25 protein-coding genes are annotated in these 26,990 nt (G+C 53.7%); 8 read left to right on the top strand and 17 right to left on the bottom strand.

Going from position 1 to position 26,990, the window contains the following annotated elements; translation table 11 throughout:
* Positions 1–25: 25 nt before the first annotated feature.
* From nuoF to lrhA, 6 genes are all read right to left on the bottom strand, one after another.
* On the bottom strand, positions 26–1,366 hold the full coding sequence (gene nuoF, locus FD737_RS10495) for an NADH-quinone oxidoreductase subunit NuoF (protein ID WP_176505727.1): 1,341 nt from the start codon (positions 1,364–1,366) through the stop codon (positions 26–28).
* Positions 1,367–1,368: 2 nt separating this feature from the next.
* Positions 1,369–1,884 carry an NADH-quinone oxidoreductase subunit NuoE gene (gene nuoE / locus FD737_RS10490; protein WP_058961298.1) on the bottom strand — a complete coding sequence of 172 codons (516 nt, stop codon included), beginning with the start codon at positions 1,882–1,884 and terminating at the stop codon, positions 1,369–1,371.
* Positions 1,885–1,886: 2 nt separating this feature from the next.
* Positions 1,887–3,686: an NADH-quinone oxidoreductase subunit C/D gene (gene nuoC, locus FD737_RS10485; RefSeq protein WP_097116580.1), complete on the bottom strand. Its 1,800-nt coding sequence runs from the start codon at positions 3,684–3,686 to the stop codon at positions 1,887–1,889.
* A 115-nt stretch (positions 3,687–3,801) separates the two neighbouring features.
* Positions 3,802–4,482, bottom strand: a complete 681-nt coding sequence (locus FD737_RS10480; RefSeq protein ID WP_007889318.1) for an NADH-quinone oxidoreductase subunit B family protein — start codon at positions 4,480–4,482, stop codon at positions 3,802–3,804.
* A 15-nt stretch (positions 4,483–4,497) separates the two neighbouring features.
* Entirely contained in the window at positions 4,498–4,941 is a 444-nt protein-coding gene (locus FD737_RS10475; protein WP_034825074.1) for an NADH-quinone oxidoreductase subunit A, read from the bottom strand.
* A 660-nt stretch (positions 4,942–5,601) separates the two neighbouring features.
* Entirely contained in the window at positions 5,602–6,525 is a 924-nt protein-coding gene (lrhA, locus tag FD737_RS10470) for a transcriptional regulator LrhA (protein WP_034825076.1), read from the bottom strand.
* Positions 6,526–7,229: 704 nt separating this feature from the next.
* Between lrhA and FD737_RS10465 the strand changes: the two genes are divergently transcribed.
* From FD737_RS10465 to yfbR, 3 genes are all read left to right on the top strand, one after another.
* Entirely contained in the window at positions 7,230–7,463 is a 234-nt protein-coding gene (locus FD737_RS10465; RefSeq protein ID WP_160833459.1) for a hypothetical protein, read from the top strand.
* A 27-nt stretch (positions 7,464–7,490) separates the two neighbouring features.
* Positions 7,491–8,708, top strand: a complete 1,218-nt coding sequence (locus FD737_RS10460; protein WP_034825078.1) for a pyridoxal phosphate-dependent aminotransferase — start codon at positions 7,491–7,493, stop codon at positions 8,706–8,708.
* A gap of 186 nt (positions 8,709–8,894) precedes the next feature.
* The gene (yfbR, locus tag FD737_RS10455; protein WP_034825080.1) at positions 8,895–9,494 is read left to right on the top strand and encodes a 5'-deoxynucleotidase; all 600 of its coding nucleotides are present in this window, start codon (positions 8,895–8,897) and stop codon (positions 9,492–9,494) included.
* Between the two features lie 26 nt (positions 9,495–9,520).
* Here yfbR and FD737_RS10450 read toward each other — a convergent pair whose 3' ends face one another.
* The 3 genes from FD737_RS10450 to yfbV all read right to left on the bottom strand — a co-directional run bounded on the left by FD737_RS10450 (position 9,521) and on the right by yfbV (position 11,292).
* Positions 9,521–10,180 carry a sugar phosphatase gene (locus FD737_RS10450; RefSeq protein WP_058961295.1) on the bottom strand — a complete coding sequence of 220 codons (660 nt, stop codon included), beginning with the start codon at positions 10,178–10,180 and terminating at the stop codon, positions 9,521–9,523.
* Between the two features lie 14 nt (positions 10,181–10,194).
* The gene (locus FD737_RS10445; protein ID WP_097116578.1) at positions 10,195–10,689 is read right to left on the bottom strand and encodes a YfbU family protein; all 495 of its coding nucleotides are present in this window, start codon (positions 10,687–10,689) and stop codon (positions 10,195–10,197) included.
* A gap of 150 nt (positions 10,690–10,839) precedes the next feature.
* Positions 10,840–11,292 carry a terminus macrodomain insulation protein YfbV gene (gene yfbV, locus FD737_RS10440; protein WP_034825085.1) on the bottom strand — a complete coding sequence of 151 codons (453 nt, stop codon included), beginning with the start codon at positions 11,290–11,292 and terminating at the stop codon, positions 10,840–10,842.
* 339 nt (positions 11,293–11,631) lie between these two features.
* Between yfbV and ackA the strand changes: the two genes are divergently transcribed.
* The 3 genes from ackA to FD737_RS10425 all read left to right on the top strand — a co-directional run bounded on the left by ackA (position 11,632) and on the right by FD737_RS10425 (position 16,822).
* Entirely contained in the window at positions 11,632–12,834 is a 1,203-nt protein-coding gene (gene ackA, locus FD737_RS10435) for an acetate kinase (RefSeq protein WP_160833458.1), read from the top strand.
* 73 nt (positions 12,835–12,907) lie between these two features.
* Positions 12,908–15,052 (top strand): phosphate acetyltransferase, encoded by a 2,145-nt coding sequence (gene pta, locus FD737_RS10430; protein ID WP_176505707.1) that lies wholly within the window; start codon positions 12,908–12,910, stop codon positions 15,050–15,052.
* 510 nt (positions 15,053–15,562) lie between these two features.
* Positions 15,563–16,822: a 4-aminobutyrate--2-oxoglutarate transaminase gene (locus tag FD737_RS10425; RefSeq protein WP_160833457.1), complete on the top strand. Its 1,260-nt coding sequence runs from the start codon at positions 15,563–15,565 to the stop codon at positions 16,820–16,822.
* Between the two features lie 46 nt (positions 16,823–16,868).
* On the opposite strand, the gene yfcD is transcribed toward FD737_RS10425, so the two are convergent.
* Both yfcD and yfcF read right to left on the bottom strand, forming a co-directional pair.
* Positions 16,869–17,414, bottom strand: a complete 546-nt coding sequence (gene yfcD / locus FD737_RS10420; protein WP_034825091.1) for an NUDIX hydrolase YfcD — start codon at positions 17,412–17,414, stop codon at positions 16,869–16,871.
* A gap of 111 nt (positions 17,415–17,525) precedes the next feature.
* On the bottom strand, positions 17,526–18,167 hold the full coding sequence (gene yfcF / locus FD737_RS10415) for a glutathione transferase (RefSeq protein ID WP_038645717.1): 642 nt from the start codon (positions 18,165–18,167) through the stop codon (positions 17,526–17,528).
* A gap of 202 nt (positions 18,168–18,369) precedes the next feature.
* Between yfcF and FD737_RS10410 the strand changes: the two genes are divergently transcribed.
* Complete coding sequence (locus tag FD737_RS10410; RefSeq protein ID WP_097116574.1) at positions 18,370–19,263, top strand: TIGR01777 family oxidoreductase; 894 nt, start codon at positions 18,370–18,372, stop codon at positions 19,261–19,263.
* A 35-nt stretch (positions 19,264–19,298) separates the two neighbouring features.
* Here FD737_RS10410 and FD737_RS10405 read toward each other — a convergent pair whose 3' ends face one another.
* The 3 genes from FD737_RS10405 to dalD are packed head-to-tail and all read right to left on the bottom strand — an operon-like array spanning position 19,299 to position 23,467.
* Positions 19,299–20,579, bottom strand: coding sequence for an MFS transporter (locus FD737_RS10405; RefSeq protein WP_160833456.1), 1,281 nt, complete (start codon positions 20,577–20,579; stop codon positions 19,299–19,301).
* A gap of 27 nt (positions 20,580–20,606) precedes the next feature.
* Complete coding sequence (gene xylB, locus FD737_RS10400) at positions 20,607–22,076, bottom strand: xylulokinase (protein ID WP_160833455.1); 1,470 nt, start codon at positions 22,074–22,076, stop codon at positions 20,607–20,609.
* A gap of 2 nt (positions 22,077–22,078) precedes the next feature.
* Complete coding sequence (gene dalD, locus FD737_RS10395) at positions 22,079–23,467, bottom strand: D-arabinitol 4-dehydrogenase (protein ID WP_160833454.1); 1,389 nt, start codon at positions 23,465–23,467, stop codon at positions 22,079–22,081.
* Positions 23,468–23,661: 194 nt separating this feature from the next.
* On the opposite strand from dalD, the gene FD737_RS10390 reads away from it, so the two are divergent.
* Positions 23,662–24,609, top strand: coding sequence for a sugar-binding transcriptional regulator (locus tag FD737_RS10390; RefSeq protein WP_160833453.1), 948 nt, complete (start codon positions 23,662–23,664; stop codon positions 24,607–24,609).
* A 141-nt stretch (positions 24,610–24,750) separates the two neighbouring features.
* On the opposite strand, the gene hisP is transcribed toward FD737_RS10390, so the two are convergent.
* The 3 genes from hisP to FD737_RS10375 are packed head-to-tail and all read right to left on the bottom strand — an operon-like array spanning position 24,751 to position 26,932.
* Positions 24,751–25,524, bottom strand: coding sequence for a histidine ABC transporter ATP-binding protein HisP (gene hisP, locus FD737_RS10385; RefSeq protein WP_160833452.1), 774 nt, complete (start codon positions 25,522–25,524; stop codon positions 24,751–24,753).
* A gap of 8 nt (positions 25,525–25,532) precedes the next feature.
* Complete coding sequence (locus FD737_RS10380) at positions 25,533–26,249, bottom strand: ABC transporter permease (protein ID WP_034825106.1); 717 nt, start codon at positions 26,247–26,249, stop codon at positions 25,533–25,535.
* Positions 26,246–26,932: a histidine ABC transporter permease HisQ gene (locus tag FD737_RS10375; protein WP_038645701.1), complete on the bottom strand. Its 687-nt coding sequence runs from the start codon at positions 26,930–26,932 to the stop codon at positions 26,246–26,248. Before FD737_RS10375 ends, FD737_RS10380 begins: the two co-directional genes overlap by 4 nt.
* Positions 26,933–26,990: the final 58 nt, after the last annotated feature.

The following is a 26,990-nucleotide window of genomic DNA, read 5'->3' as shown; positions in this document are numbered from 1 at the left end:
GGTGAATTCCGTGTACGGCGGCTGATTACCAGCGCGCTTTCAGCAGGTTGGGCTGAATACCACCAATCGATCGGGTATTGCCAAACACCTGCGGCGCAATGCCGGCTTCAAACTCTTCACGGAAATATTTAATCGCGCTCTGCAATGGCTCAACGGCACCCGGTGCGTGGGCACAGAAGGTTTTCCCTGGGCCGAGTTGGCGACAGAGTTGCAGCAGGGTTTCGATGTCACCCGGCTGGCCTTTTTTCTGCTCCAGCGCACGCAAGATCTTCACGCTCCATGGCAAGCCATCACGGCATGGCGTACACCAGCCACAGGACTCGCGCGCAAAGAATTCTTCCAGATTACGCACCAGCGAAACCATGCCAATTTCATGATCGACCGCCATCGCCAATGCCGTGCCTAAACGGCTGCCGGCTTTACCGATGCTGGCAAACTCCATTGGCAGATCAAGGTGTTGATCGGTCAGGAAATCCGTACCCGCACCGCCTGGCTGCCAGGCTTTAAATTTCAGGCCATCGCGCATGCCACCGGCATAATCTTCCAGAATCTCACGCGCGGTCGTGCCAAACGGCAGTTCCCACACGCCTGGATTTTTCACGCGGCCTGAGAAGCCCATCATTTTGGTACCGGTGTCTTCGCTGGTAGAGATGTTCTTGTACCAGTCAACGCCGTTGAGGAAGATGGCTGGGACGTTGGACAAGGTTTCCACGTTGTTGACGCAGGTTGGCTTGCCCCACACGCCCGCACTCGCCGGGAACGGTGGCTTAGAACGCGGGTTCGCACGACGACCTTCCAGTGAGTTGATCAGCGCGGTCTCTTCACCACAGATGTAACGTCCCGCGCCGGTGTGCACGATCAGTTCAAAATCGAAACCGGTACCGAGGATGTTTTTACCGAGGTATCCCGCTTCGGTGGCTTCGGCAATCGCACGGCGCAGATGCACGGCCGCTTCGATGTACTCGCCACGTAAGAAGATGTAGCCACGATAGGCTTTCAGGGCGAACGCACTGATCAGCATACCTTCCACCAACTGGTGCGGCATTTGCTCCATCAGCAGGCGGTCTTTATAGGTGCCCGGCTCCATTTCATCGGCGTTACACAGCAGGTAACGGATGTTCATGGATTCGTCTTTCGGCATCAGGCTCCACTTCAGGCCGGTATTAAAGCCTGCGCCACCGCGACCTTTTAGACCGGAGTCTTTCACTGCCGCAACGATTTCGTCCTGGCTCATGCCTTTCAGTGCTTTATCAGCGCCGACATAACCGTTTTTACTGCGATATTCATCAATCCACACCGGCTGCTTGTCGTCGCGCAGACGCCAGGTGAGTGGATGCGTTTCCGCAGTACGAATGATCTGTTTAATGGTCATTGATACTGCTCCAGCAGATTGGCTATACCTTCCGGGGTCAGATGAACATGGGTATCTTCATCCACCATCATGGTTGGGCCTTTGTCACAGTTGCCCAGGCAGCAGGTTGGCAGCAGGGTAAAGCGGCCATCGGCTGTGGTCTGGCCCGGCTTGATATTCAGATTCTGCTCAAGCGCAGCCTGAATGCCCTGGAAACCGGTGATGTGGCACACCACGCTGTCGCAATAACGAATGACGTGACGGCCAACCGGCGTGCGGTAGATCTGGCTGTAAAACGTCGCCACACCTTCTACGTCACTGGCTGGAATGCCCAACACTTCAGCAATGGCATTGATGGCGCCATCTGGCACCCATCCACGCTGCTTCTGCACGATCTTCAACGCTTCAATTGAGGCGGCGCGTGCATCCTCGTAATGGTGTTTTTCGTGCTCAATAGCGTGGTGCTCGGTCTCGCTCAGCACAAAGACCTCATCAGGGTCGATAGTGTGAATGGCAATTTTTTGATCGTGCATAATTAGCGGTCCACGTCTGACATAACAAAATCGATACTACCGAGGTATACGATCAAGTCGGATACCAGGCTGCCGCGGATCACCGATGGGATCTGCTGCAGGTGCGGGAAGCTTGGCGTACGCACACGGGTGCGGTAGCTCATGGTGCTGCCATCGCTGGTCAGGTAGTAGCTGTTGATCCCTTTAGTCGCTTCAATCATCTGGAAGGATTCATTGGCCGGCATGACCGGGCCCCACGAAACTTGCAGGAAGTGCGTGATCAGGGTTTCGATGTGTTGCAGCGTGCGCTCTTTTGGTGGCGGCGTGGTCAGCGGGTGATCCGCTTTGAACGGGCCTTCCGGCATGTTTTTCAGGCACTGTTCCAGAATGCGCAGTGACTGCCACATCTCTTCCATTTTGAGCTGAACGCGGGTGTAAGCATCACTGATGCCAGCGCCAACCGGGATCTCAAAGTCGAAGTTTTCGTAGCCTGAATACGGACGCCATTTACGCACATCAAAGTCGAGGCCGGTGGCACGCAGGCCAGCACCGGTGGTACCCCACGCCAGCGCTTCATCCATGTTGTACGCCGCAACGCCTTGCGAACGGCCCATCAGCACGGTGTTACGCAGTGCGGCTTTGTCATACTCTTTCAGACGCTTCGGCATCCAGTCGAGGAACTCACGCAGCAGACGCTCCCACCCTTTCGGCAGATCGTGCGCCACGCCGCCGATGCGGAACCAGGCTGGGTGCATACGGAAACCGGTAATCGCTTCAACCACGTCATAAATTTTCTGACGGTCGGTGAAGGCGAAGAACACCGGCGTCATGGCGCCCACGTCCTGGATAAAGGTGGAGATGTACAGCAAGTGACTGTTGATACGGAACAGCTCTGACAGCATCACGCGGATCACGTTGACGCGATCCGGCACGGTGATGCCGGCTAATTTTTCCACCGCCAGCACGTAAGGCATCTCGTTCACGCAGCCGCCGAGATATTCGATACGGTCGGTGTACGGAATGTAGCTGTGCCAGGATTGGCGCTCGCCCATCTTCTCAGCACCACGATGGTGGTAGCCGACATCCGGCACGCAGTCGACGATCTCTTCGCCATCCAACTGCAGAATGATACGGAAGGCACCGTGCGCGGACGGGTGGTTAGGACCCAGGTTGAGGAACATGAAATCCTCATTGGTGGTGCTACGCTTCATGCCCCAGTCTTCAGGCTTGAAGGTCAGCGCCTCCATCTCCAGATCTTCTTTCTGTTTGGTCAGTTCGAACGGGTCGAACTCAGTGGCACGCGCCGGGTAATCTTTACGCAGCGGATGGCCTTCCCAGGTCTGAGGCATCATGATGCGCGTCAGGTGCGGGTGACCATTAAAGGTGATACCAAACATCTCCCAGGTCTCGCGCTCATACCAGTTGGCATTGGCGAAGATTTTGGTGATGGTGGGCACATTCAGATCGTTTTCAGACAGCGCCACCTTGAGCATGATGTCGCGGTTGCGTTCAATCGACAGCAGGTGATAGAAAACGGAAAAATCCGCGGCGGGTAGACCGGCGCGGTGGGTGCGCAAACGCTCATCGAAACCGTGTAAGTCATACAGCATGACGTACGGCTTTGGCAGCTTACGCAGGAATTCGACAATTTCCAGTAACTGTTCACGTTTCACCCAGACGACCGGAATACCGGTGCGGGTGGCCTGAACGGTAAAGGCATCCGGCCCAAAACGGTTACGCAGCTCGCCGACCACTGGATCATCCAGATGGTCGCGGGTTTGCCATGCAGGCTGAGCGAGATCTTGCGTGGTTAAATCTGTCATACGTTACTCACCATTCCGGCCTGTAATCAGGCGCTAAAAGAAGGCGTCAGGATGGCGGCGCGCATTAAATTGTGATGTTCTGCTGCGGCCGTTGTGCCATCCGTGTACGGGAAGCTTAGACTTCGTCTGGCGTTCTCAGGTTAGTGACTGCAATACGCTCGCCGCGTTTTCTCTCACGCTCTGGCTGCATATTGGCGCGATAAACGCCCTGATCACCCACCACCCACGACAGTGGACGGCGCTCTTTACCAATCGACTCACGCAGCAGCAGCAGCGCTTGCATGTAAGCTTCAGGACGCGGTGGGCAGCCCGGAATGTACACGTCAACCGGCAGGAATTTATCCACGCCTTGCACCACAGAATAGATGTCGTACATGCCGCCCGAGTTTGCACAAGCACCCATGGAGATCACCCATTTCGGTTCCAGCATCTGGTCATACAAACGCTGAATAACCGGCGCCATTTTGGTAAACGGCGTACCGGCGATCACCATAAAGTCAGCCTGACGTGGGGAGGCGCGCATGACTTCCGCACCAAAACGCGCCACGTCATGCACCGCAGTGAATGACGTGGTCATTTCCACGTAGCAACAGGAAAGACCGAAGTTGTACGGCCAGAGAGAGTTTTTACGACCCCAGTTCACCATGTCATGCAGGGCATGCTCGAGCTTGCCCATATAGACGCTGCGATGAACGTGCTGCTCCAGAGGATCGGTGACAATCTCCTGTTTCTGCAGCGGATAGCGATCGTTATCACCGCCGCCGTTCGGGTCTACGCGTGTCAGCGTGTAGTCCATCTTATTGCCTCGCTTTTACTGCTTATGAGGGTTGGTGTGGTTGTGACTGACCGGAATTGATTTGACCACTACGCGACGACGCGCAGGAGCCCAATCCAGTGCACCGATGCGCACCAGATAAACCAGGCCTGCCAATAGCACCAAAATGAAAATTGCGGCTTCGACAAAGCCGACCCATCCGCTCTCACGGATTGAAGTCGACCAGGCGTATAAATAGAGGGCTTCGACGTCGAAAATAACGAAGAACATCGCAACCAGATAGAATTTAGCGGAGAGGCGAATATGGGTATCACCGACGGATTCGATACCCGATTCAAACGGGGTGTCTTTATGGCGTGCCCGCGCACGACCACCTAACAACCAACCGCCGGTCAACATGAAGGCACACAGGCCAAATGCAATAACAATAAAAACAATAAACGCCCAGTGATGAGCGATCACTTCTGTGGTTGTCGACATACTCTTTGCTTACTCATCAAAAGTGGCGCTGGCATCCTGCACTGTTGCAGCAAACACACCACATGAATTCAAGGGAAGGATAAAAAACCTTGTAAACTATGCTGTCATTATCAAATAAGCAGCAATTTTATGGGGTTTTTTACTCCTTTCTATAACCTTTTGTCAACTTTGACAAAAGCATCCAAACATTAATTAACACCAGTAGCATATTATTAACAAATGAACCCCATCATACCAGCTAAATCGCTTCAGTTTGTGAGGTTAATTTCAGTGTAGCGGGTATTCACATGCATGGATCGTGCATTTAACAATCATATTTTGACAGGTCTTACGGGGATTTCCCCCCCCTTATAGGGGGTAATTTTTTGATCCAGAACACATAATGGTGTTTTTTGCTGTAAAAATCGGCGATTGGTACTGGCAAATGCCCTGGGAAAGATGGCACGGAATGATAAAGAAGTTCCACTTTGAGCAAAAATGGAACAATTATCATTTTTCAGGAAGAGAGGAAAATTATTGGTGGTGAATCGCGTTAGAAAGCGTGAATTAAAATGCATAAAAAAAGCCTTAGCTGATGTTTATCAGTCTAAGGCTCATTTTAATAAGTTTTAACAATGAACCGGTATTCCAACGTGAGGGAATAACCCGCTATTGTTGACCTTACTCTTCGTCATCCAGCAGCAGGGTGCCATCTGGATTTGCCGTCAGATTGTAAGGATCGTTGGTGGACTGCATCGCGTTGAAGATCGCCAGCGCCAACTCGTTATCACTGTCTGGATTACGGCACAGCAGGTACTGAGTATCGGGCAATACCGGCAGCCCTTCAGCCGCACCCATTACACGCAGCTCTGGGCTCATCATCTCAACCGGGCGTGCTGTGACACCCAGACCCGCTTTCACTGCCGCACGCACTGCTGCCAGCGTTGATGCAACATAGGAAATGCGCCATGGGATGCCCGCTTCATTCAGGTGGTCGATCGCCATGTCACGGTACGGACTTGGCTCATCCAGCAGCACCAGTGGAATGGCTTCGCCGCGCTGGAAGATGTAATCCGCAGCACAGTACCAAAGCGTCGGAGAAGTACGCAGGACCTGATGGGTGAAATTACCAGGACTGGACGTGGTGACAACCAGATCAACCTCACCCTGATTCAGCATTTCCATCATGAACGGGTTGCGTTTGACGCGCACATCAATGGCCAGCTTCGGATAGACCGACGTTACGCGGTTAAGCAGGAACGGCAGAATGGTATCGGAAGTGTCATCGGAGGCGCCGATGGTCAGTACGCCCTGGATGTTGCTGTACATTAAAGAGGTGCACGCTTCGTCATTGAAACGAAGGATCTTTCTGGCGTAGCCTAGCAACTGGATGCCATGCTCCGTCAACAGTTTATTACGTCCATGTCTGGCAAACAGCTCTTTACCTACCAATTGTTCCAGACGTTGCATCTGCTGACTTACTGCGGATTGCGTTCTGCACACTGCTGCAGCCGCCGCCGCAAAAGTATTCAAGTCAGCAACAGCAACAAAAGTACGCAGCAGATCGAGGTCGAGATTCAGTATCGGACGATTTGCATTAGTCATGTTTTTTCTTCACTTATAAGATTTTTTAAAACTACTACCCTGGTGTATTACCCTACTTATCAAATAGATAAGAGGTAATGGTGCTTAATGACAGCCCTGTGTGGAGCTGTCATGGAAAAATCGTGTCAGGCGGATGCCGACGGATACGTCACTCTGCATTCAGAGGAGTGCCGTCTAATAAGACAGAACAACTTCGGGTACGAAGACGTATGTCGCACAGATGCTGGAAGCTGCGTAGTTGTCTAGTTTCCCGCGAAAACGGCCTGCGGGTCAAAAAGAGATAACATCATGTTATGCTGATGCGAAGCGATAAAGTGCATCAAATAATAAATTATACTTAATCATTTTTACGCTTTAAAGGGAAATGTTTTTGATCAAATCATCGCATTTTTTGACCAAATCCCTTTTCCGCCACATCCTGCCACAACAGCGCTCATTTTTTAACCCCCCAGGTTCTAAAACTGCTGCAGCCGCGCTAAAGTTACAGTGTAAATGCTATTTAACCTGCTGCTGTTATCAGAATAGGTCACTTCGCAGCGCTTCATGCTGCCACCTTAAACTGATTAAGAATGCGTGACATTTAATGGCACCAGCGATGGCTGCAACGGCACTGTTTAGTTCTTCGACATCCAACAAGATTTCTTTAACTATTTCATAAGGTCGCTAATGGTTTTTTTTGCAGGATGTAAATAAAAAATTTCTTAATGACCTCCATTACCCATGGATTAACGGCTTTACAGTGCCAGCACAAACCACCAGCATTTTATATTACAAAAAAACCAAACAATAGAGTTATTAACCAGATTAACCTTCGCAAACTGCGTTTTACGCCACCCAAGACAGGAATCATTGGCAAACGCGCCAAAACCTTAAGCCGCCCTTCTTTTGTGACAGTGAGAGGAGTAAATTGGGCAGGTTTGATTTTGGTGGCAGGTTAAAGGACTCTGCCCGTTAAGGCGGTAACGATGAATTTTCAAATTGATAAATCCGGCAAGCTGGAAAATGTCTGTTATGACATCCGTGGCCCGGTACTGAAAGAAGCTAAGCGTCTGGAAGAAGAAGGTAATAAAGTTCTCAAACTCAACATCGGCAACCCTGCCCCGTTTGGTTTTGAAGCCCCTGATGAAATTCTGGTTGATGTGATTCGCAACCTGCCGAGTTCGCAAGGCTATTGTGATTCAAAAGGGCTGTATTCGGCGCGTAAAGCGATTATGCAGCACTACCAGGCGCGTGATATGCGCGATGTTACCGTCGAAGATATCTACATTGGTAACGGTGTCTCTGAACTGATTGTGCAGGCGATGCAAGCATTGCTGAACAGTGGTGATGAGATGCTGGTACCTGCGCCAGATTATCCGTTATGGACGGCAGCCGTGTCGCTGTCGAGCGGTAAAGCTGTGCATTATCTGTGTGATGAGTCTGCGGGCTGGTTCCCGGATTTGGACGATATCCGCAGTAAGATCACCCCGCGCACGCGTGGCATCGTCATCATTAACCCGAACAACCCAACGGGTGCGGTGTACAGCAAAGAACTGCTGATGGAAGTGGTGGAGATTGCGCGTCAGCACAACCTGATCATTTTCGCTGACGAAATCTACGACAAGATTTTGTATGACGAGTCACAGCACCATTCGATTGCGGCACTGGCGCCGGATCTGCTGACCGTGACCTTTAATGGTCTGTCTAAAACCTACCGTGTTGCGGGATTCCGTCAGGGTTGGATGGTGTTAAACGGTCCGAAGAAACACGCTAAGGGCTATATCGAAGGGCTGGAGATGCTGGCGTCGATGCGTTTGTGCGCCAACGTGCCTGCTCAGCATGCGATTCAAACGGCGTTAGGTGGCTATCAAAGTATCAGCGAGTTTATTGCACCTGGTGGTCGTTTGTATGAACAGCGCCAACGTGCCTGGGAATTGATCAACGACATTCCGGGCGTCAGCTGCGTGAAACCGCAAGGCGCTTTGTACATGTTCCCGCGCATCGATCCCAAGAAATTCAACATCTTTGACGATCAAAAAATGGTGCTGGATTTCCTGTTACAAGAGAAAGTGCTACTGGTTCAGGGTACCGCCTTTAACTGGCCATGGCCGGATCACGTGCGCATCGTCACCTTGCCACGTGTTGATGATCTGGAAATGGCTATCAATAAATTTGGTCGTTTCCTGCAAGGCTATCGTCAGTAGTCTGACATACTGACCCGCAATGCATGCATGCAGGCAGCAAGTGAATGAATTCAGGTTGCTTACCTGCGTGAGCGACTTGGGTAAGTGAACGCAGCTAACGCACATGCAAGCCGAAGTCCGAAGGGTATATACTGTTTTCATCTCGGGGAAGGCCCTCCTTCCCCGCCGTGAGAACAGGAACCGTTTATGACCCGTAGCCATTTTTTTGCCCACCTCTCCCGTCTTAAACTGATCAATCGCTGGCCATTGATGCGCAACGTTCGCACCGAAAATGTCTCTGAACACAGTCTTCAGGTGGCGATGGTGGCGCATGCGTTGGCCATTATCAAAAACAAAAAATTTAACGGTAATCTCAATGCAGAGCGTATTGCGATGCTGGCGCTGTATCACGATGCCAGCGAAGTGCTGACCGGTGATTTACCCACGCCGGTGAAGTATTACAACGCGCAAATTGCTCATGAGTACAAAAAGATCGAAAAGATAGCCCAGCAGAAGTTGATCGAGATGTTGCCGCCGGAATTGCAGGATGCCTACCGTCCGTTGATTGACGAGCATTTGCATAGCGAGAGTGAACAAGCGGTGGTGAAGCAGGCTGACGCGCTATGCGCCTACGTGAAATGTCTGGAAGAGCTGTCAGCAGGAAATAACGAGTTTTTGCTGGCTAAGGCACGTCTGGAGAAAACATTGTCACAGCGTCGTTCCCCCGAAATGGATTACTTTGTAGAGATATTCATTCCAAGCTTTAGCCTGTCGCTGGATGAAATTTCTCAGGATACCCCATTATAAAAAACGGGCCGCTATGGCCCGTTCTGTCAGACGTTGGCAGAAAGCGTAAACATGCCGTTTTCTGTAGGTGAAACCACCAGCGGTTCCAGCGTTTTCACCTGCCAGGTCACTTCATTCAGGCGCGGGGCATCCGTGGGGGCATTAACAGCAACCACTGCACTGCGCGCCTCCAGCCCGGCAATAATGCCGGCGGGCGCATCTTCAACCACAACGCATTCCGCTGCAGGCAGTCCCAGGCGTTCAGCACCCAGCAGATACGGCTCCGGGTTCGGTTTACCCAATTTGATGTTTTCTGCGGTAATGAACACCTCCGGCATCGGTAAACCCGCCGCTTTGTGACGCGCGTGAGCCACCGGGATAGATCCTGAAGTCACTATCGCCCAGGGAATCTGCAGTTCGTTGAGTGTGGCGAGCAATGCCTTTGCCCCCGGAATCGCTTGCACGCCCTGCGTGTCTTCTGCTTCTAAACGCTCAAGCCACATAAACTCCGCCTGAATCGCCTCTTCAGACTGGCCTGCCATAAAATGGCGCAGTGAATTGATCGCTGGCTTACCGTGTATGAAGTTCAGGACTTCTTCCGCCGCAAGACCCTGGCGCTCGCCCCACAATGACCATGCGCGGATCACCGCAGGCAACGAATCCACCAATGTACCGTCCAAATCAAACAGAAAACCCCTGTACTCCACGCGTTGCTCCTTATTCAGGCATTAAGAATCTGCGCGATTTCGTTCGCGCTAAGATGATACTGACGCGGACAAGTGTGCCACACCGCCAGCATACGTTGGTATTTTTCCCACATCGGCGTCTGAGCATTGAAGCCGTGAGTTCCAGAATCAAAATGGGTGTAGCGTCCTTCGACGTTCACCATAAAGCGCACATAGCCGAGATAGCGCGCCTCGGTGGCCGCATCAAAGCCGAGAAACGCCAGACGGCGCTCTTCGATATTATTGGCTTCTTTCAGGTTCGACCAGGAGACATGCAGCGCATGGTGCATTTCCATAATATCGATGAGTTGGCGGCAGGTGGCTTCCGTTAGCTCGCCAAACTCTTTGTCGAGTTCGCGCAGTTGCAGGCCGTAGCCCCGTTCGATGATGGTCTGGTAGCGGCGATAGCGCTCCGCATTTTCCGGCTCAAGCATCGCCATCATTTTGTATTGATTGGAGAGGATCAGTCGTTGTGCATGGGTCATTTCCACGGTTCGCTCCCGGGCCATCACGGCCGCTTAAGATTTAACAATGGATAAATGATTACACAAGGAAAGCGATGCGTGTTTGCCCGCATCACTTTTCTTTGATTTAAACCCGGTTACTGCACACATTCTCTGGCAGTAAAAGGGGATGATCGATCAAAGATCGTCGAGGAAGGTACGGTCGAGTTGTTTGAAGGCGCGCTTCAGCACATCGGCCAGCGCCTGATAAGTCGGTTTACCATCAACAGGGGCAATCGCTTGTCCCGCTTCTTCCAGTTTTGCGCGCACTTCGTGGAACCAGTGCAGCAATGTCGGCGGCAATGGCGTGATGGAGCGCTTACCCAGCCACCACAATCCCTGCATCGGCAGACTGCAGGCAAACAGTGCGGTGGCAATCGCCGGTCCCAACTGTCCGCCCATGGCGATTTGCCACGTCAGGGTGAATATCGCCAGCGGGGGCATAAAGCGGATGGCAAAACGCGTTGCCGTCACCACGCGGTTTTCCGGGAACATGGGGGCCAGTCGCTTATCGGCTGGCCAGGTCTTCATGTAACGCTGACCGTTCTGGAATAAACCAAACCAGCCGGGATTGCTTGTGTCATTCGCCATGATAGACCTCAACTAATTCTGCAACGATTAAAATATAATGATAACTACACAACTTTACGTGACATCCTTCAAAAGATTTTGTCTTTGCGGGTGACAGTGGGTATTCTGACGCCGTTTTAGCAACATTACCGGAAGCTTCAGCTCAATAAAAGAGCGGTTCAGAGCCATGTTTCGCTAAGCAGATTTCAAAAATCTACGTAAAATTACCGAAATTTTTTTGCATGTCGGTCTCTTTTTGACTACCGCATGATGTTAATCATTAATCTACCAGCATTCATGGGCTACGCTGTTAGTCTGATTGCGTTATTTTTAGCCACTCTTTAATCAATAGGTACTTCCATGTCAACGAAGTTAGTACTGGTTCTGAACTGCGGCAGCTCATCACTTAAGTTTGCCATCCTCAATCCAGCCACCGGTGACGAATATCTGTCAGGTCTGGCGGAGTGTTTCCATTTACCTGAAGCGCGTATCAAATGGAAACTGGAAGGCAGCAAACAAGAAGCGCCTCTCGGCGCAGGTGCAGCGCACAGTGAAGCGCTGAACTTTATTGTTAAAACTATTCTGGCACAAAAACCAGAGCTTTCGGCACAAATCGCTGCAATCGGCCATCGTATCGTTCACGGCGGCGAGCAGCTGACTCAATCGGTGATCATCGATGAATCGGTGATTCAGGGCATTAAAGATGCTTCCTCTTTTGCTCCGCTGCATAACCCGGCGCATCTGATCGGTATCGACGAAGCACTGAAGAACTTCCCTCATCTGTCAGATAAGAATGTGGCGGTTTTTGATACGGCATTCCATCAGACTATGCCGGAAGAGTCATATCTTTATGCTCTGCCGTACAAACTGTACAAAGAGCACGGCGTTCGTCGCTACGGCGCACACGGCACCAGCCACTACTATGTGACGCAGGAAGCCGCCAAAATGCTGAACAAGCCAGTTAATGAACTGAATATCATTACTTGCCACCTCGGCAACGGCGGTTCAGTCTCTGCTATCCGTAACGGCCAGTGCGTCGATACTTCTATGGGTCTGACACCGCTGGAAGGTCTGGTGATGGGCACCCGCAGTGGTGATATCGACCCGGCTATCGTGTTCTTCCTGCATGACACCCTCGGTATGAGCGTGGATGCGATCAATAAACTGCTGACCAAAGAGTCTGGTCTGCTGGGTCTGACCGAAGTCACCAGTGACTGCCGCTATGTTGAAGACAACTACGCGACCAAAGAAGATGCCAAGCGTGCGATGGACGTGTTCTGCCATCGTCTGGCGAAATACATCGGCAGCTACACCGCGCTGATGGAAGGTCGTCTGGATGCCGTGGTGTTCACCGGTGGTATCGGTGAGAACGCGGCGATGGTGCGTGAGCTGGCGCTGGCGAAACTGGGTCTTCTGGGCTTTGAAGTGGATCACGAGCGTAACCTCGCGGCCCGCTTCGGTAAGTCTGGCTTTATCAACAAAGAGGGCACCCGCCCGGCCGTGGTGATCCCAACCAACGAAGAGTTGGTTATCGCCCAGGACGCCACGCGTCTGACCGCCTAAATACACTTCTCTCCGTCAGCTCAGGCTGACGGAGTTGTTTTGGCTAGTCTGCAACACCTGAGAGGTTTTTATAGTGTCACGTACAATCATGCTCATCCCTACCGGCACCAGCGTCGGCCTGACCAGCGTCAGCCTCGGCGTGATTCGTGCCATGGAGCGCAAAGGCGTTCGCCTGAGCGTGTTCAAGCCGATTGCCCAGCCACGTGCGGGCGGCGATGCGCCCGATCAGACCACCACCATCATTCGTAAGAACTCCGCAATCCCTGCCGCTGAACCGCTGCAGATGTCACGCGTTGAGTCACTGCTGGGTTCGAACCAGCAAGACGTTTTGATGGAAGAGATCATCGCTAACTACCACGCCAATGCGCAAGACGCAGAAGTGGTGTTGGTTGAAGGACTGGTGCCAACCCGTAAGCATCAGTTTGCCTCTTCGCTGAACTATGAAATCGCCAAGACCCTGAATGCGGAAATCGTGTTCGTGACGGCACTGGGCAATGATTCGCCTGCGCAGTTGAAAGAGCGCATTGAATTAACGCAAAGCAGCTTTGGCGGCAGTAAGAACAAAAACATCACCGGCGTGATCATTAATAAACTGAATGCGCCAGTGGATGAGCAGGGTCGTACGCGCCCTGACCTGTCTGAAATTTTCGATGATTCGACGAAAGCAAATATTGCCAATATCGATCCTAAGCAGCTGTTTGCTAACAGCCCATTGCCGATTCTGGGCTGTGTACCCTGGAGTTTCGATCTGATCGCGACGCGTGCCATCGATATGTGCCGCCATCTGAATGCAGAGATCATTAACGAAGGTGAGATCCAGACCCGCCGCGTGAAATCGGTGACGTTCTGCGCACGTAGCATTCCGCATATGCTGGAGCACTTCCGTCCGGGTTCACTGCTGGTGACATCGGCCGATCGTCCAGACGTGCTGGTTGCAGCTTGTCTCGCCGCCATGAACGGTATTGAGATCGGTGCCGTGTTGCTGACCGGTGGTTATCAGATTGAAGCACCGATTGCGCGTCTGTGTGAACGTGCCTTCCAGACGGGCCTGCCGGTGTTTATGGTGAAAACCAATACCTGGCAGACCTCACTGAGCCTGCAGAGCTTTAATCTGGAAGTGCCTGCAGATGATACCCAGCGCATTGAGAAGGTGCAGGAGTATGTGGCCAGCTTTATCGATGCCGATTGGGTGGAATCACTCACTGCGACTTCCGAACGTAGCCGTCGTCTGTCTCCACCAGCCTTCCGTTATCAACTGACCGAGCTGGCACGTAAAGCAGGCAAACGCATTGTGCTGCCAGAAGGCGACGAGCCACGTACCGTGAAAGCCGCTGCGATTTGTGCCGAGCGTGGCATTGCATCTTGTGTACTGTTGGGTAACCCGGATGAGATCCAGCGTGTCGCTGCCGCTCAGGGTGTGGTGCTGGGCCAGGGCATTGAGATTGTCGATCCAGAAGTGGTGCGCGAGAATTATGTGCCGCGTTTGGTTGAGTTGCGTAAGAGCAAAGGCATGACCGAAGTGGTCGCGCAGGAGCAGCTGGAAGATAACGTGATGCTCGGCACCATGATGCTGGAGCGCGGTGAAGTGGACGGTTTGGTGTCAGGTGCTGTTCATACCACCGCCAATACCATTCGTCCGCCGTTGCAGTTGATCAAGACCGCGCCAAACAGTTCACTGGTGTCTTCCGTGTTCTTTATGCTGCTGCCTGAGCAGGTGCTGGTGTACGGTGACTGCGCGATTAACCCGGATCCGAATCCAGAACAGCTGGCAGAGATCGCGATTCAGTCTGCGGATTCCGCCAAAGCCTTTGGTATCGATCCACGCGTGGCGATGATTTCTTACTCAACCGGTAACTCCGGTGCGGGTAGCGACGTTGAGAAGGTACGCGAAGCGACGCGTATCGCGCAGGAGAAACGTCCTGATCTGGTGATCGATGGTCCGTTGCAGTATGACGCTGCGATTATGGAAGATGTCGCGAAGTCGAAAGCACCAAACTCTGCCGTTGCAGGCCGTGCGACCGTGTTTATCTTCCCGGATCTGAACACCGGTAACACCACTTACAAAGCGGTTCAGCGTTCGGCCGACCTGATTTCCATCGGGCCGATGCTGCAGGGTATGCGCAAGCCAGTGAACGATCTGTCACGTGGCGCATTGGTGGATGACATTGTTTATACCATCGCACTGACCGCGATTCAGTCAAAGCAGGCGGAAGGTTAATTCCTTTTTCTTTCTGCTGAACGTAAGGAGCATGAGGGTTAAACCTTGTGCTCTTTTTTTTTGCTTTAAGATTGGTGGGTGGTGAAGGCTGGGTGTTGCTGTGGGCTGGGTGTTGCTGTGGGCTGGGTGCAGTTGTCGCTGAATGCTCGGTGCAAACGACAGGGAAGGCCAGTCCGATCGCGAAGGATTAACGCATCCCTGCAGATCGGCCGCGCCGTCCATGGCGCGGACGCTTCGATCTTCGCACTGGCCTGCCCTGTCTTTCAAACTTGATCATCGCTTTTGAGGTGCACACCTCAGCATTCTGACTGTTTGTCATGAAAGGCTATGTCGTACGTTTCTGTTAATACTCTTCTTCCCTGCCCTTCAAACTTCATCATCGCTTTTGTGGCGCACACCTTCGCATTCAGAGCGAATGTAACGTGGCGACTTTCACGCAGTGGTTCACTGGCAAAAAAACATCCTGACGATCACACTGATCTCAGGCTCCCGTGACTTGCGAGGTGAATGATGAGCAGCAGTGATGTGCACCGTCGTCGATTGAAGGCCACGCCGCGCGGTGTGGGTGTGATGTGTGATTTCTATGCGGTTAAGGCGGAAAACGCCACGGTTTGGGATCAGAATGGGCGTGAATACACTGACTTTGCGGCAGGCATTGCGGTGCTGAATACCGGGCATCGTCATCCGAAAGTGATGGCGGCCGTGCAGCAGCAGCTGGATAGCTTTACCCATACCGCGTTTCAGGTTATCCCTTACGAGAATTATATTCATCTCGCTGAGCGGCTTAACCAGCGCGTGCCCATTAGTGGCGAGGTGAAAACCACCTTCTTTTCCAGCGGTGCAGAAGCGGTAGAGAACGCGGTGAAGATTGCCCGCGCGGCGACCGGGCGTCCCGGCATTATTGCGTTCACAGGCGCATTCCACGGGCGCACCCATATGACGATGTCACTGACGGGCAAAGTCGTGCCTTACAAAACCGGCTTTGGGCCGTTTGCCGGTTCGGTATTTCACGCCCAGTATCCTAATGCGCTGCACAACGTGAGCGTGCATCAGGCATTAGAGAGTCTGGAAGCGATTTTCCGCAGTGATATCAGCCCACAGCAGGTGGCGGCGATCATTTTCGAACCCGTGCAGGGCGAAGGCGGTTTTTATATTGCGCCACCAGCGTTTGTATCTGCTTTACGTGCCTTATGCGATCGTCACGGCATTTTGTTAATCGCCGATGAGATTCAGAGCGGTTTTGCACGCACCGGCAAGCTGTTCGCCAGTGAGTATTACGATGTGCAGCCAGATTTGATCACCATGGCAAAAAGTCTGGCGGGCGGGTTTCCGTTATCGGCCGTATCCGGGCGTGCCGAAGTGATGGATGCCCCTGAGCCGGGTGGTTTAGGTGGCACTTATGCGGGCAGCCCGCCCGCGATAGCCGCCGCGCATGCCGTGCTGGATATTATTGATGAAGAACAGCTGTGCGCACGCGCTAATCAATTGGGCGAACAGCTCAGTGCCACTTTGCGGAGTGCAGGATGCGCATCCCTTGCTGAGGTGCGCGGTTACGGCTCAATGGTTGCGGCAGAGTTTCAGGATGACGCAGGCCGACCATCAGCAGAAATCACCAAAGCGATTCAGTTACAGGCGCTGGCACAAGGGCTGATTTTACTGACCTGTGGCGTACACAGTAATGTGATCCGTTTTCTTTATCCGCTGACGATTCCGCAGCCACAGTTTGATAAGGCCCTGCAACTGCTCAAAGACATTTTACGTGAGCATTAGAAACAACAAAGGCGCCGTTGGGCGCCTTGTTCGAACGTAGCGGGAATCAGGATTCGCTGCTCTGCTTGCGACGCGCGGCATCGCTGTTGCGGCTCAGCCACAGTGATACGGCTTTGAGCGAGTCGTCGGTGAATTCATCGCAGCGTGCAGTGATCTCTTCTGGCGTCATCCAGAACACTTCATCCACTTCTTCTTCCTGCATGGCGAATGGGCCATGTGACACACAGCTAAACAATCCACCCCAGACGCGGCAGTGCTCATCTTCGAAGTAGAATTTACCATGCTCGGCAAACGGCACTGCGGCGATCCCTAACTCTTCTTCCGCTTCACGGCGTGCAGATTCCAGCATGTCTTCACCACTCTGCACTACGCCACCGGCGGTCGCATCGAGCATACCCGGCATGAAGTCTTTGATTTCAGTACGACGCTGCACCAGAATTTTGCCCATACCATCATGCACCACGATGTAGGTCGCACGATGACGCAAATTCTGCGCACGCATCTGCGCACGGCTGGCCTGCGCAATGACTTCGTTCTCTTCACTAACGATATCAACCCACTCGATACCGCTATCTGCCGTTTGATCCACCATCCGTAACCCTTTTCTGTTTTCGGCGTGCCCAGCACGCGCCTGTTTGCGATGCCTTATTAGAATGAGCGGTAAGGTAAAGCGTTCTTTTCGCCTCCGCAAGGCTCTTCGTGCTTAGCGCGACTTACCCGATTCGGCCAGCCACAATTGCACTGACGCACGTTGCCACTGAAACTCGGCGTAATGCTGCAATTTCACCGGTAACGTGTCGCCATGCAGTGCCAGGCGGTTAATCATCACTGCCAAATCGGTGTCGGCAATCGACCATTCACCAAACAGGTTTTGTTGTCCATCCGGAAGCAGACGCTGAACCGCCGCGATCAATTTGCTTGCCGCCTGCTCGCCTGCCGGGGTTAATGGCGCAAAGCGCTCGCCGGCAAACAGCACTTCCGTCGGACGCTCAGCACGCAGCGCCATTAAATCACTGCGCAACCACGCCTGCACTTCACGCGCGTGCGCACGCTTTTCACGATCGCGTGGATAGAGACGCTCAAATTCAGGGGCCGGAAAACGCTCTTCGAGATATTCAGCAATCGCTGAAGATTCATTGAGCACCAAATCATCAATCTGCAGCGTAGGTACGCGACACGTCAGCGACAGCGCGCGGTAGTCATCATCAAGCTGAGCGTTTTGCGCTAAGTCCACGCGCTTCAGGGTGAAAGGAATGCCTTTCTCGGTGAGTGCAACGTAGACAGACATGGCGTAAGGGCTGAAAAAGGATGCATCGGACCACAAGGTGATGGATGGATAGTTCATCGGCTGCCTCAATAAGCATCAGGTGTGCTTTCTATTTACCGATTTTTATTTGTTTAGGCAATGGTGTGCTGGTCGGATCTTTGACCTTAAGACCAACACAAACTTTCCCTTTTTCTTCATTAGCGTAAGCGCTGTCACGCTATCCGTGCGCTTCTCTTCTATGATCAGTCTGAGCAGAAAATAAATTACAAGGAGGCTCAGCATGCACCTGCTTATTACCGGTGGCACAGGTTTGATAGGCCGCCATTTGATACCACGTCTGCTGTTGCTCGGACATCAGGTGAACGTCGTCACCCGAGATGTCGCGGCGGCACGGGACAAACTGGATCCTCGCGTTTCGCTTTGGTCCGGTATCAATCAGCAAACCGATCTCGACGGTATTGATGGCGTGATTAATCTGGCGGGCGAGCCGATCGCCGATAAACGCTGGACCGAACAACAGAAACAGCGGCTGTGTGAAAGTCGCTGGCAGATCACCGAGCAAATCGTTTCGCTGATCCACGCCAGCAGCAACCCACCGCATTTTTTAATTTCCGGATCCGCGACCGGTTTTTATGGTGATACCGGCGATCTGGTATTAACGGAAGACGATCCCGGTCACGATGAGTTCACTCATGCCCTGTGTGCACGTTGGGAACAGCTGGCACTTAATGCACAGAGCGATCGCACCCGGGTTTGTTTATTACGCACTGGCGTAGTGCTGGCAGAGGAAGGTGGCGCGCTGGCAAAAATGAAGCTACCGTTCAAACTTGGCGTCGGCGGTCCGATTGGCAGTGGGAAGCAGTATCTGCCGTGGATTCACATTGACGATCTGGTTAACGCGATCATCTGGCTGATCGACAATAACGACCTGAGCGGACCGTTCAATATGGTTGCGCCTTATGCGGTACGCAATGAGCAGTTCGCCGCCACACTCGGCCACGTGATGCATCGACCGGCGTTTATGCGCACCCCAGCCAGCGCGATTAAGTTGATGATGGGAGAATCTGCCGTGCTGGTGCTGGGTGGGCAGCATGTTTTGCCGAAACGGCTGGAGGAGTCGGGTTTTGGCTTCCGCTGGTATGATTTGCAGGAAGCGCTTCAGGATGTGGTCTGATAAACAGACGGCGGCCCTGAGCCGCCGTTTTTCGCTTAGCTGCGTTGTTCCGCTACTCGCGATTTCACCGCCCTCTCTTCACGCGTGTGTCCCGGCTGCGGCACGCGAATGATAAAGGTCAGCACCCCCGCAAACACATACAGCGCGGTATAAGCCCATACCACCCCGACGATATCAAAGAACGGCAGCATCACTGAGGCGATAGCCGGAGCCACGAAATTGCTCAGGCCCGCCGACAGGTTGTAGATCGAGACGGCGGCACCTTTATGATGCGGTTCCAGCGTTGGAAATACCGCCGTCATCGGTACAAATGCCGCCACAAAGATCCCCAGCATCACTGCCGGAATCAGCGCCACCCAGTAGTTGTGACCGGCATACAGCGGCAGGTAATAAAACATCAGACTGGAAATCGCCATTCCCAGGCAACCAAACCAGCGCACCTGACGGATCCAGCCTAGCTTCTCACCGGTGATGCCCCAGAAGATGTTGGTGAAAATGGTAACAAAGAAGAACACCGCCCAGATCTGCAGCCATTCAGAGATAGTGAAGCCGAGACGATCGACAAACAGCAGTGGCATGATGATGGCAAAACCAAACAGCGACAGCGTGTTGATGATGCGAATCAGGCAGGCATAAAACACGTGCTGATTCGTGAACAGGATGGTCACGGCCCGCGACATCTCGGTCATTTTGTCACGCATCGGCAAATTCACACGTGAGCGATCCACCGGCACGTTGCGCAGACTGAAGTACGCCAGAATTCCACCACAGGCCACCCAGATAATCGCCAGCCACAGCGTCCCGGTTTCCCCCAGCATCGGAATGGTCAGGCTTGGCAAATAGCTGCCGACCACGCCGATGCCGACAGAATACATTGCCCAGAACCAGCCGGTAGCTGCTGCCAGTTTCTCACGTGGCAAGACCTGCACCAGCATCATCATGAACGAGTAGATAAACAGCGGATAAGCCAGCCCGCGGATACCGTAGAACAGCACCATCAGCGGATAGTTGCGCAGACCAAGCCCCAGCGACATAAACAGCGCATGCATCACGATCCACAGCACAAAGCCAATCATCATGGCGCGCTGCGGGGTGATCAGCTCAGCCACCACGCCCGACGCCCAGGCCGCCAGCGCCGCCGCTAAACCATAGAAAGTAAACACCACCGCAGATTGCGCAGGTGTAAAGCCCATGTCGGTGATATGGCGCGACAGAAACGCCATTTCAAAGCCATCACCCGCCATGAAAATCGCGATAGCGAGGAAGCCCCAAAACATCTTTTTCGGTAAGCCAAACCAGTATTCGTTCGATTGCATCACCATCACCTTCTGTTCGGTAAGCCGTTATGCAGGCAGCAAGCTGCGCACCTGTTGTTGTTGGATGTAGAGTTCGCGGAACAGACGCAGCCGCTTTTGCAGCACCGCACCGCGCGTGGCATCCGGTTGATATCGTGCCTGCACCAGTGGTTTCAGGCAGACCTCTTGCTCATTACCGCCATCGCCCAGCCATGCCAGTCGTGCGGCGCCCAGCGCACCGGATGCGCTGGCCGGATGGGTGACGATGGGCAGTTGCAACACGTCGGCAATCAGCTGTGCCCACAGCGTGCTGCGTGCTCCACCGCCGGTCAGGCTGCATTGCTGAATGTGGTGCTGGGCATCCCCGAGCACCGCCAGCCCATCCGCCAGCCCAAATGCCACACCTTCGATCACCGCATAGCCCAGCAAAGCACGCGGTGTTTCGTGGCGAAGATTGAAGAAAGAACCGGAGGCATCAGGATCGTTATGCGGCGTGCGCTCACCTGACAGGTAAGGCAGGAATATCGGGGCACTCCGCAGTTGTTCATCGCTGAGCTGTGCCATCTCCTCCATCAACTGGCTTTCGCTAACCGACAGCAGATTACACAACCAGCGCAGGCAACTGGCGGCACTCAGCATCACACTCATTTGATGCCAGCGACCCGGTAGCGCATGGCAGAAGGCATGCACGCCGGATTGAGGGTCGGCTTGCAGGCGATCGTTCACAACGAAAATCACACCGGAAGTGCCCAATGAGATAAAAGCATCCCCCGTATTCACTGCACCCACGCCGACCGCCGATGCGGCATTGTCACCGCCACCACCCGCCACCGTAACCGAGGTGGATAGACCCCACTCACTCGCCAGTGCCGATTGCACACGGCCACTCACCGCGCTGCCTTCCACCAGTTCAGGCATCTGCGCGCGCGTCAGTCCGGTGATGGCCAGCAGTTCTTCAGACCAGTCACGCTGTGCCACATCCAGCCATAGCGTACCGGCAGCATCCGAAGGCTCGCTGACAAAGTGCCCGGTAAGACGCCAGCGCAGATAATCTTTCGGCAGCAGGACCTTATCGATGCGGCTGAAGATCTCCGGCTCATGTTCCGCCACCCAGCGCAGTTTCGGCGCGGTGAAGCCGGGCATGATCATGTTGCCGCTGATCGCCATCATCTGCGGATAGCATTTACGCAGCACCTCACACTGTGGCGCACTGCGCGTGTCGTTCCACAAGATGCACGGACGCAAAACCTTGCCATCCGCATCCAGCAGCACGGCCCCGTGCATCTGGCCGGATAAGCCGATGGCACGGATAGCAGCCCACGCATCAGGAGATTGCTGACGCAATGCCGCCAGCACCTCAGTGCAGGCTTGCCACCAGCGTTCGGGATCCTGTTCTGCCCAGTGGGGATGTGGGCGCTGCACAGTGAGCGTGGCATGCTGTGACGCCACAATCTCACCATACGCGTTGATGATCAGCGCTTTAAGCTCTGACGTACCGATATCAATGCCGAGATACATGATTACACCGCCGCCAGTTCTGGCTGTTTCAGCCACTGTTGCAAACTTGCGACACGGTGCGTCACCAGCGCATGAAACGCCTTGTCGTTTGCCAATTCGGCAAACAGCGCGCTATCACTCAGGAAGGCCTTCAGCGGATCGGCACTGGCGAACTGGTTACGCAGCGCATCGGCCTGTAGCGCACCATCCTGATAGGAATACGGCAGATCGTCATTGGCCCAGCGCTGCATAAACAGGAAGAACAGTGCCGGAATCACCGCTGTTGCACTGGGTTGCGCACCGCGCTGGTAGCACTGTTGCAGGGTTGGCGTCACCATGCCGGGAATTTTGGACAGGCCATCAGCGCCCACGCGCTGGTTGGTGTCTTTGATGTATGGGTTGCTAAAGCGGGCCAGCACCACGTCGCGGTAATCGGCTAAATCAAGCGGGCTGGGCGACAGAGAGGGAATGACATCCTGAGTGACGTAGTCGTGCGCCAGTTGATAAATCGCCGGATGACGTGTGCTGTCATCGATATAGTTCAAGCCAATCAGCGTGCCCGCCCAGGCAATCGCGGCATGCGTCGCATTGAGGATGCGGATTTTCGCTTCTTCCCACGGCAGCACCGACTCCACCAGCTCAACGCCGACCTTTTCCAGCGCCGGACGCCCGGCAATAAAGTCATCTTCAATCACCCACTGAATAAAGGACTCTGCCATCACCGCTGCCCCATCCTGTTTGCCGGTTGCGGCTTGCACGCGCTCCGCCACATCCGGCGTTGGGCGTGGAGTAATGCGATCGACCATGGTATTCGGTGAAGTGGTCTGCGTGCGCACCCAATCTGCCAGCGCGGTATCGCCTTTGGCGGCAAGGAAGGCGAGGAATCCCTCACGGAAACGCTCACCGTTGTGGCGCAGGTTGTCACAGTTCAGCAGTGTGACCGGCGCGCCACCTTGTGCAACACGCGCTGTCAGGATGCGGCTGAGTGCGCCATAAATAGTGCGGATGTCGCCACCCAGATCGGCCTTCACGTCTGCCTGATTGAGATCCAATTTAAATTCAGGTGTCAGGTAGTAGCCCGCTTCAGTCACGGTAAAGCCAATTACACGGGTTTGCGGATTGGCCCCCTGCTCAACCAGCGCGCTAATTTCACTGTCCCACGGCAAGATTTTGCGCAGCGAGGTGATGGTTTCGTAATCGCGCTCACCTTCTGGCGTCACGGTTTCCAGCACATATTCGCCGTTCTGCGCCGCGAGCTGATTGAGCAACGGCACCGCGTCATTGCGGATATTGCCGAGCGCGATGCCCCAGCTTTCATCTCCCTGCTCGCGCAGTTTATGCAGATACCACGCCTGATGTGCCCGATGGAAAGATCCCGCGCCGATGTGTATCCACACTGATTGATTGGTCATAATCGCCTCAATTAAACATTTGCCACAAGACAGGGCATTTGCCCGATGACAGGTAGCATAGTGTGCGTGGCGAGGATCGTTCTGCGAGCCTTATCACAAATAATACATTTGCTCTTTTTTGGGGCTTTTGCTCAGTTAGTGCTTTTCGTAAAACACGCGCTAAGATGTCGCATCAGTTTTGACGGAACAGCGTGATGAGCAGAGAAGAGAAAAAGCAGGAGCTGGCCGCACGTGCCGCGTGGATGTACTACGTTGCAGGCGTCACGCAGCAAGAGATTGCGCAGGCATTGGGATTGTCACGTCAGGTTGCGCAGCGTCTGGTCTCCAGCGCACGCGAGATGGGCATGGTGAGCGTAAAAATCGATCATCCCGTCACCCACTGTTTGCAGCTGGCGCGCGAGGTGCAGGAGAAATTTGGTCTGGATCTGTGCCGCGTGGTGCCATCGGCCAATCTGAATGATGACGCCATTCAACAAATGCTGGCGGTGGAAGGCGCGGCGGTGATGTCACAGTTCATCAATGAGGAAACGCCGCAGGTGTTTGGCATTGGTTCGGGCAAGACTCTACGCTCAATGATCGATGCATTGCCTTGGGTGGATCGTCCGCAGCATCAGTGCGTTTCGATGATTGGGGCGATTGCACGCGATGATTCCGGTACACGATACGATGTGCCGTTGAAAATGGCCGAAAAGATGCAGGGCAAATATTTCTTCATTCCTGCGCCGCTGTACGCCGACACACCACAGGATAAAGCGATGTGGGTGCAGCATCAGGTGTATCAGCGCGTCACCGATCGCGCATTGCAGGCGGACGTGGCTTTTGTGGGGATTGGGGAAGTGATGCCGGGTTGTCCGTTAAATGCCGAAGGATTTATCACCGATGCACAGGTTGAGGCACTGAATGCACGCGGCGTGGTGGGCGAAATGCTCGGTCACTTTTTCAATCAGCAAGGTGAGCGCGTGTGGGGCGAAACCGATGAGCTACTGACCAGCGTATTGCTGGAGAGCCAGACACAGCGCAAGATTATTGGTTTTTCCGGCAGCGAGCGGAAGTATCCGGCGATTCGGGCTGCATTGCAGGGCGGCTGGGTATCGGGACTGGTAACCGATGAAGATACGGCGCTGAGGTTACTGCGAGAGTGAGTTTTCAGCGCCTGCTCAGGAAGCGGGGGCAGATCGTAAAGACGGCATAAACCATCCCTGGGCCTCAGCCCGCGCCATCCGTGGCGCGGGATGCTTTACTCCTCTACCCCCGCTTCCATCGCCTTAACCATCGTGCAAAATTTACTTCAGCGATCCCGACAGGAACTGCTGCAAACGTGGGCTTTTCGGGTTGCCGAAAAGCTCATCTGGCGAGCCCTGCTCTTCAATCTTGCCCTGATGCAGGAAAATCACGTGATTGGAAACATGACGAGCAAACTCCATCTCATGCGTCACCACCACCATGGTTTTACCCTCTTCAGCCAGTTTCTGCATGATGCGCAGCACTTCGCCGACTAACTCGGGATCGAGCGCAGAAGTCGGTTCATCAAATAACAGCACTTCCGGCTCCATCGCCAGGGCGCGGGCAATGGACACACGCTGCTGCTGACCGCCCGAAAGATGCACCGGATATTTAGCACGCGCACGCTCATCAATGCCGACTTTATCCAGATATTTAATCGCACGCTCACGCGCTTCGGCTTTGCTCAGCCCCAGCACCTGGATTGGCGCTTCGGTGACGTTATCCAGCACCGTCATATGGCTCCACAAATTAAAGTGCTGGAACACCATGGTCAGACGAGTGCGCAGTGAACGCAGCTGCTCTTTGTTGGACACTTTCAGCTGTCCATCGGTATCGCGCACCAGATTGATTTGCTCGTTGTTAACCGAAATGGTGCCTTCGCTCGGCTTTTCGAGGAAGTTAATGCAGCGTAAGAAGGTACTTTTCCCGGAACCGGACGAGCCAATAATGCTGATCACATCGCCGGCGTTCGCCTGCAGTGATACGCCTTTCAAAACTTCATGTTCACCGTAACGCTTGTGCAGTTCGGTAACGCTTAATTTTTTGTCAGCCATAGTGATACTCAATGCGATGAAGAAGGTTTCACGTGCGCCAGGAAGCGGCGTTCCGCCTTGCGGAACAGGCTAATCAGCACGTAAGAGATAATCAGATACAGCACCGCAGCGATGCCAAACGCGGTAAACGGCTGGTAGGTCGCCGAGTTAATATCACGCGCGATTTTCAACAGATCTGGCACCGTGGCAGTAAATGCCAGCGCGGTGGAGTGCAGCATTAGGATCACTTCATTACTGTAGGCTGGCAGCGCGGTACGCAGCGCCGACGGTAGTATGATGCAGCGATACATTTTAAACGGGGAGAAACCGTAAGCGCGTGCCGCTTCAATTTCGCCATGGGGAACCGCGCGAATGGCCCCGGCAAAAATTTCGGTGGTGTAAGCGCAGGTGTTCAGCGTAAAGGCCAGCAGCGTACAGTTCAGGCCGCTGCGGAAGAAGGCATTCAGCAGCTCCGATCCTTTCACCACTTCCAGCGTATACATGCCGGAATAGAACACCAGCAGCTGGACATACAGCGGCGTACCACGGAAGACATAGGTGAACAGCCAGACGGGCGTTGAGATATAACGATTTGGCGATACACGCGCAATCGCCAGCAACACCGCCATACAACCACCGATCACCACGGAAAGAATCAACAACCACAACGTAATGGCGACGCCGGTAAAACGGTAACCATCTGTCCAGAGCAGCTGTTTCCAATACTCCTGAATAATATCGATCATAGCTCTGCCCTTTTCACACCCACCGTGTAGCGGCGTTCAAGCCACCACAGCACGCCGTTCGACAGCGTGGTAAACACCAGATAAATCACCCCCGCGACGATCGCGAAGTAGAACGGCTGCCAGGTACTTTTACCCGCCAGCTGCGTGGCTTTCACCACGTCTTCCAGCCCCAGCAGCGACACCAGCGCTGTGGCTTTGAGAATCACCTGCCAGTTATTGCCAATACCTGGTAACGCAAAACGCATCATCGCCGGGAACAAAATACGACGGAAAGTTTGCGAACCGGTGAAACCGAAAGCGGTAGCCGCTTCAATCTGCCCTTTTGGCACAGCGAGGAAAGCACCCCGGAAGGTTTCAGTGAAATAGGCACCATAGATGAAGCCAAGTGTGATGATACCGGCCACCATCGGATCGATATCAAACTGCGCCATGCCCAGCGCATCAGTGACCGTATTGAGAGCGATTTGCAGACCGTAGAAGATCAGCAACATCAAAACCAGATCAGGTACACCGCGGATTAAGGTGGTGTAGCCTTCAGCAATCATCACCAGCAGGCGACTGCGAGAGAGTTTGGCGCCAGCGCCCATTAAGCCAAGCACTAAGGCAAGCACCACGGAGCTGAGTGCCAGCTCAAGGGTCACCAGGGTGCCTTTTAGGATTACTTCAGAATAGCCATACAGCATGGGTTCGATCCTGTCGTGAGGGAAAATAACAAACGCTGCCCAACTAACGGACAGTCCT

It is taken from the genome of Pantoea sp. Seng, assembly GCF_009829935.1.
GTDB lineage: Bacteria > Pseudomonadota > Gammaproteobacteria > Enterobacterales > Enterobacteriaceae > Pantoea > Pantoea communis.
Note: the sequence above shows the minus strand (reverse complement) of the source record. Positions and strands in the feature narration are given on the sequence as shown.

What these genes read in the sequence shown, in the direction of transcription:
- nuoE (WP_058961298.1), bottom strand. Translation starts at nt 1,884, where the DNA reads ATGCACGATCAAAAAATTGCCATTCACACTATCGACCCTGATGAGGTC.
- nuoC (WP_097116580.1), bottom strand. Translation starts at nt 3,686, where the DNA reads ATGACAGATTTAACCACGCAAGATCTCGCTCAGCCTGCATGGCAAACC.
- FD737_RS10480 (WP_007889318.1), bottom strand. Translation starts at nt 4,482, where the DNA reads ATGGACTACACGCTGACACGCGTAGACCCGAACGGCGGCGGTGATAAC.
- FD737_RS10475 (WP_034825074.1), bottom strand. Translation starts at nt 4,941, where the DNA reads ATGTCGACAACCACAGAAGTGATCGCTCATCACTGGGCGTTTATTGTT.
- lrhA (WP_034825076.1), bottom strand. Translation starts at nt 6,525, where the DNA reads ATGACTAATGCAAATCGTCCGATACTGAATCTCGACCTCGATCTGCTG.
- FD737_RS10465 (WP_160833459.1), top strand. Translation starts at nt 7,230, where the DNA reads ATGACCTCCATTACCCATGGATTAACGGCTTTACAGTGCCAGCACAAA.
- FD737_RS10460 (WP_034825078.1), top strand. Translation starts at nt 7,491, where the DNA reads ATGAATTTTCAAATTGATAAATCCGGCAAGCTGGAAAATGTCTGTTAT.
- yfbR (WP_034825080.1), top strand. Translation starts at nt 8,895, where the DNA reads ATGACCCGTAGCCATTTTTTTGCCCACCTCTCCCGTCTTAAACTGATC.
- yfbV (WP_034825085.1), bottom strand. Translation starts at nt 11,292, where the DNA reads ATGGCGAATGACACAAGCAATCCCGGCTGGTTTGGTTTATTCCAGAAC.
- ackA (WP_160833458.1), top strand. Translation starts at nt 11,632, where the DNA reads ATGTCAACGAAGTTAGTACTGGTTCTGAACTGCGGCAGCTCATCACTT.
- FD737_RS10425 (WP_160833457.1), top strand. Translation starts at nt 15,563, where the DNA reads ATGAGCAGCAGTGATGTGCACCGTCGTCGATTGAAGGCCACGCCGCGC.
- yfcD (WP_034825091.1), bottom strand. Translation starts at nt 17,414, where the DNA reads ATGGTGGATCAAACGGCAGATAGCGGTATCGAGTGGGTTGATATCGTT.
- yfcF (WP_038645717.1), bottom strand. Translation starts at nt 18,167, where the DNA reads ATGAACTATCCATCCATCACCTTGTGGTCCGATGCATCCTTTTTCAGC.
- FD737_RS10410 (WP_097116574.1), top strand. Translation starts at nt 18,370, where the DNA reads ATGCACCTGCTTATTACCGGTGGCACAGGTTTGATAGGCCGCCATTTG.
- FD737_RS10405 (WP_160833456.1), bottom strand. Translation starts at nt 20,579, where the DNA reads ATGCAATCGAACGAATACTGGTTTGGCTTACCGAAAAAGATGTTTTGG.
- xylB (WP_160833455.1), bottom strand. Translation starts at nt 22,076, where the DNA reads ATGTATCTCGGCATTGATATCGGTACGTCAGAGCTTAAAGCGCTGATC.
- dalD (WP_160833454.1), bottom strand. Translation starts at nt 23,467, where the DNA reads ATGACCAATCAATCAGTGTGGATACACATCGGCGCGGGATCTTTCCAT.
- FD737_RS10390 (WP_160833453.1), top strand. Translation starts at nt 23,662, where the DNA reads ATGAGCAGAGAAGAGAAAAAGCAGGAGCTGGCCGCACGTGCCGCGTGG.
- hisP (WP_160833452.1), bottom strand. Translation starts at nt 25,524, where the DNA reads ATGGCTGACAAAAAATTAAGCGTTACCGAACTGCACAAGCGTTACGGT.
- FD737_RS10380 (WP_034825106.1), bottom strand. Translation starts at nt 26,249, where the DNA reads ATGATCGATATTATTCAGGAGTATTGGAAACAGCTGCTCTGGACAGAT.
- FD737_RS10375 (WP_038645701.1), bottom strand. Translation starts at nt 26,932, where the DNA reads ATGCTGTATGGCTATTCTGAAGTAATCCTAAAAGGCACCCTGGTGACC.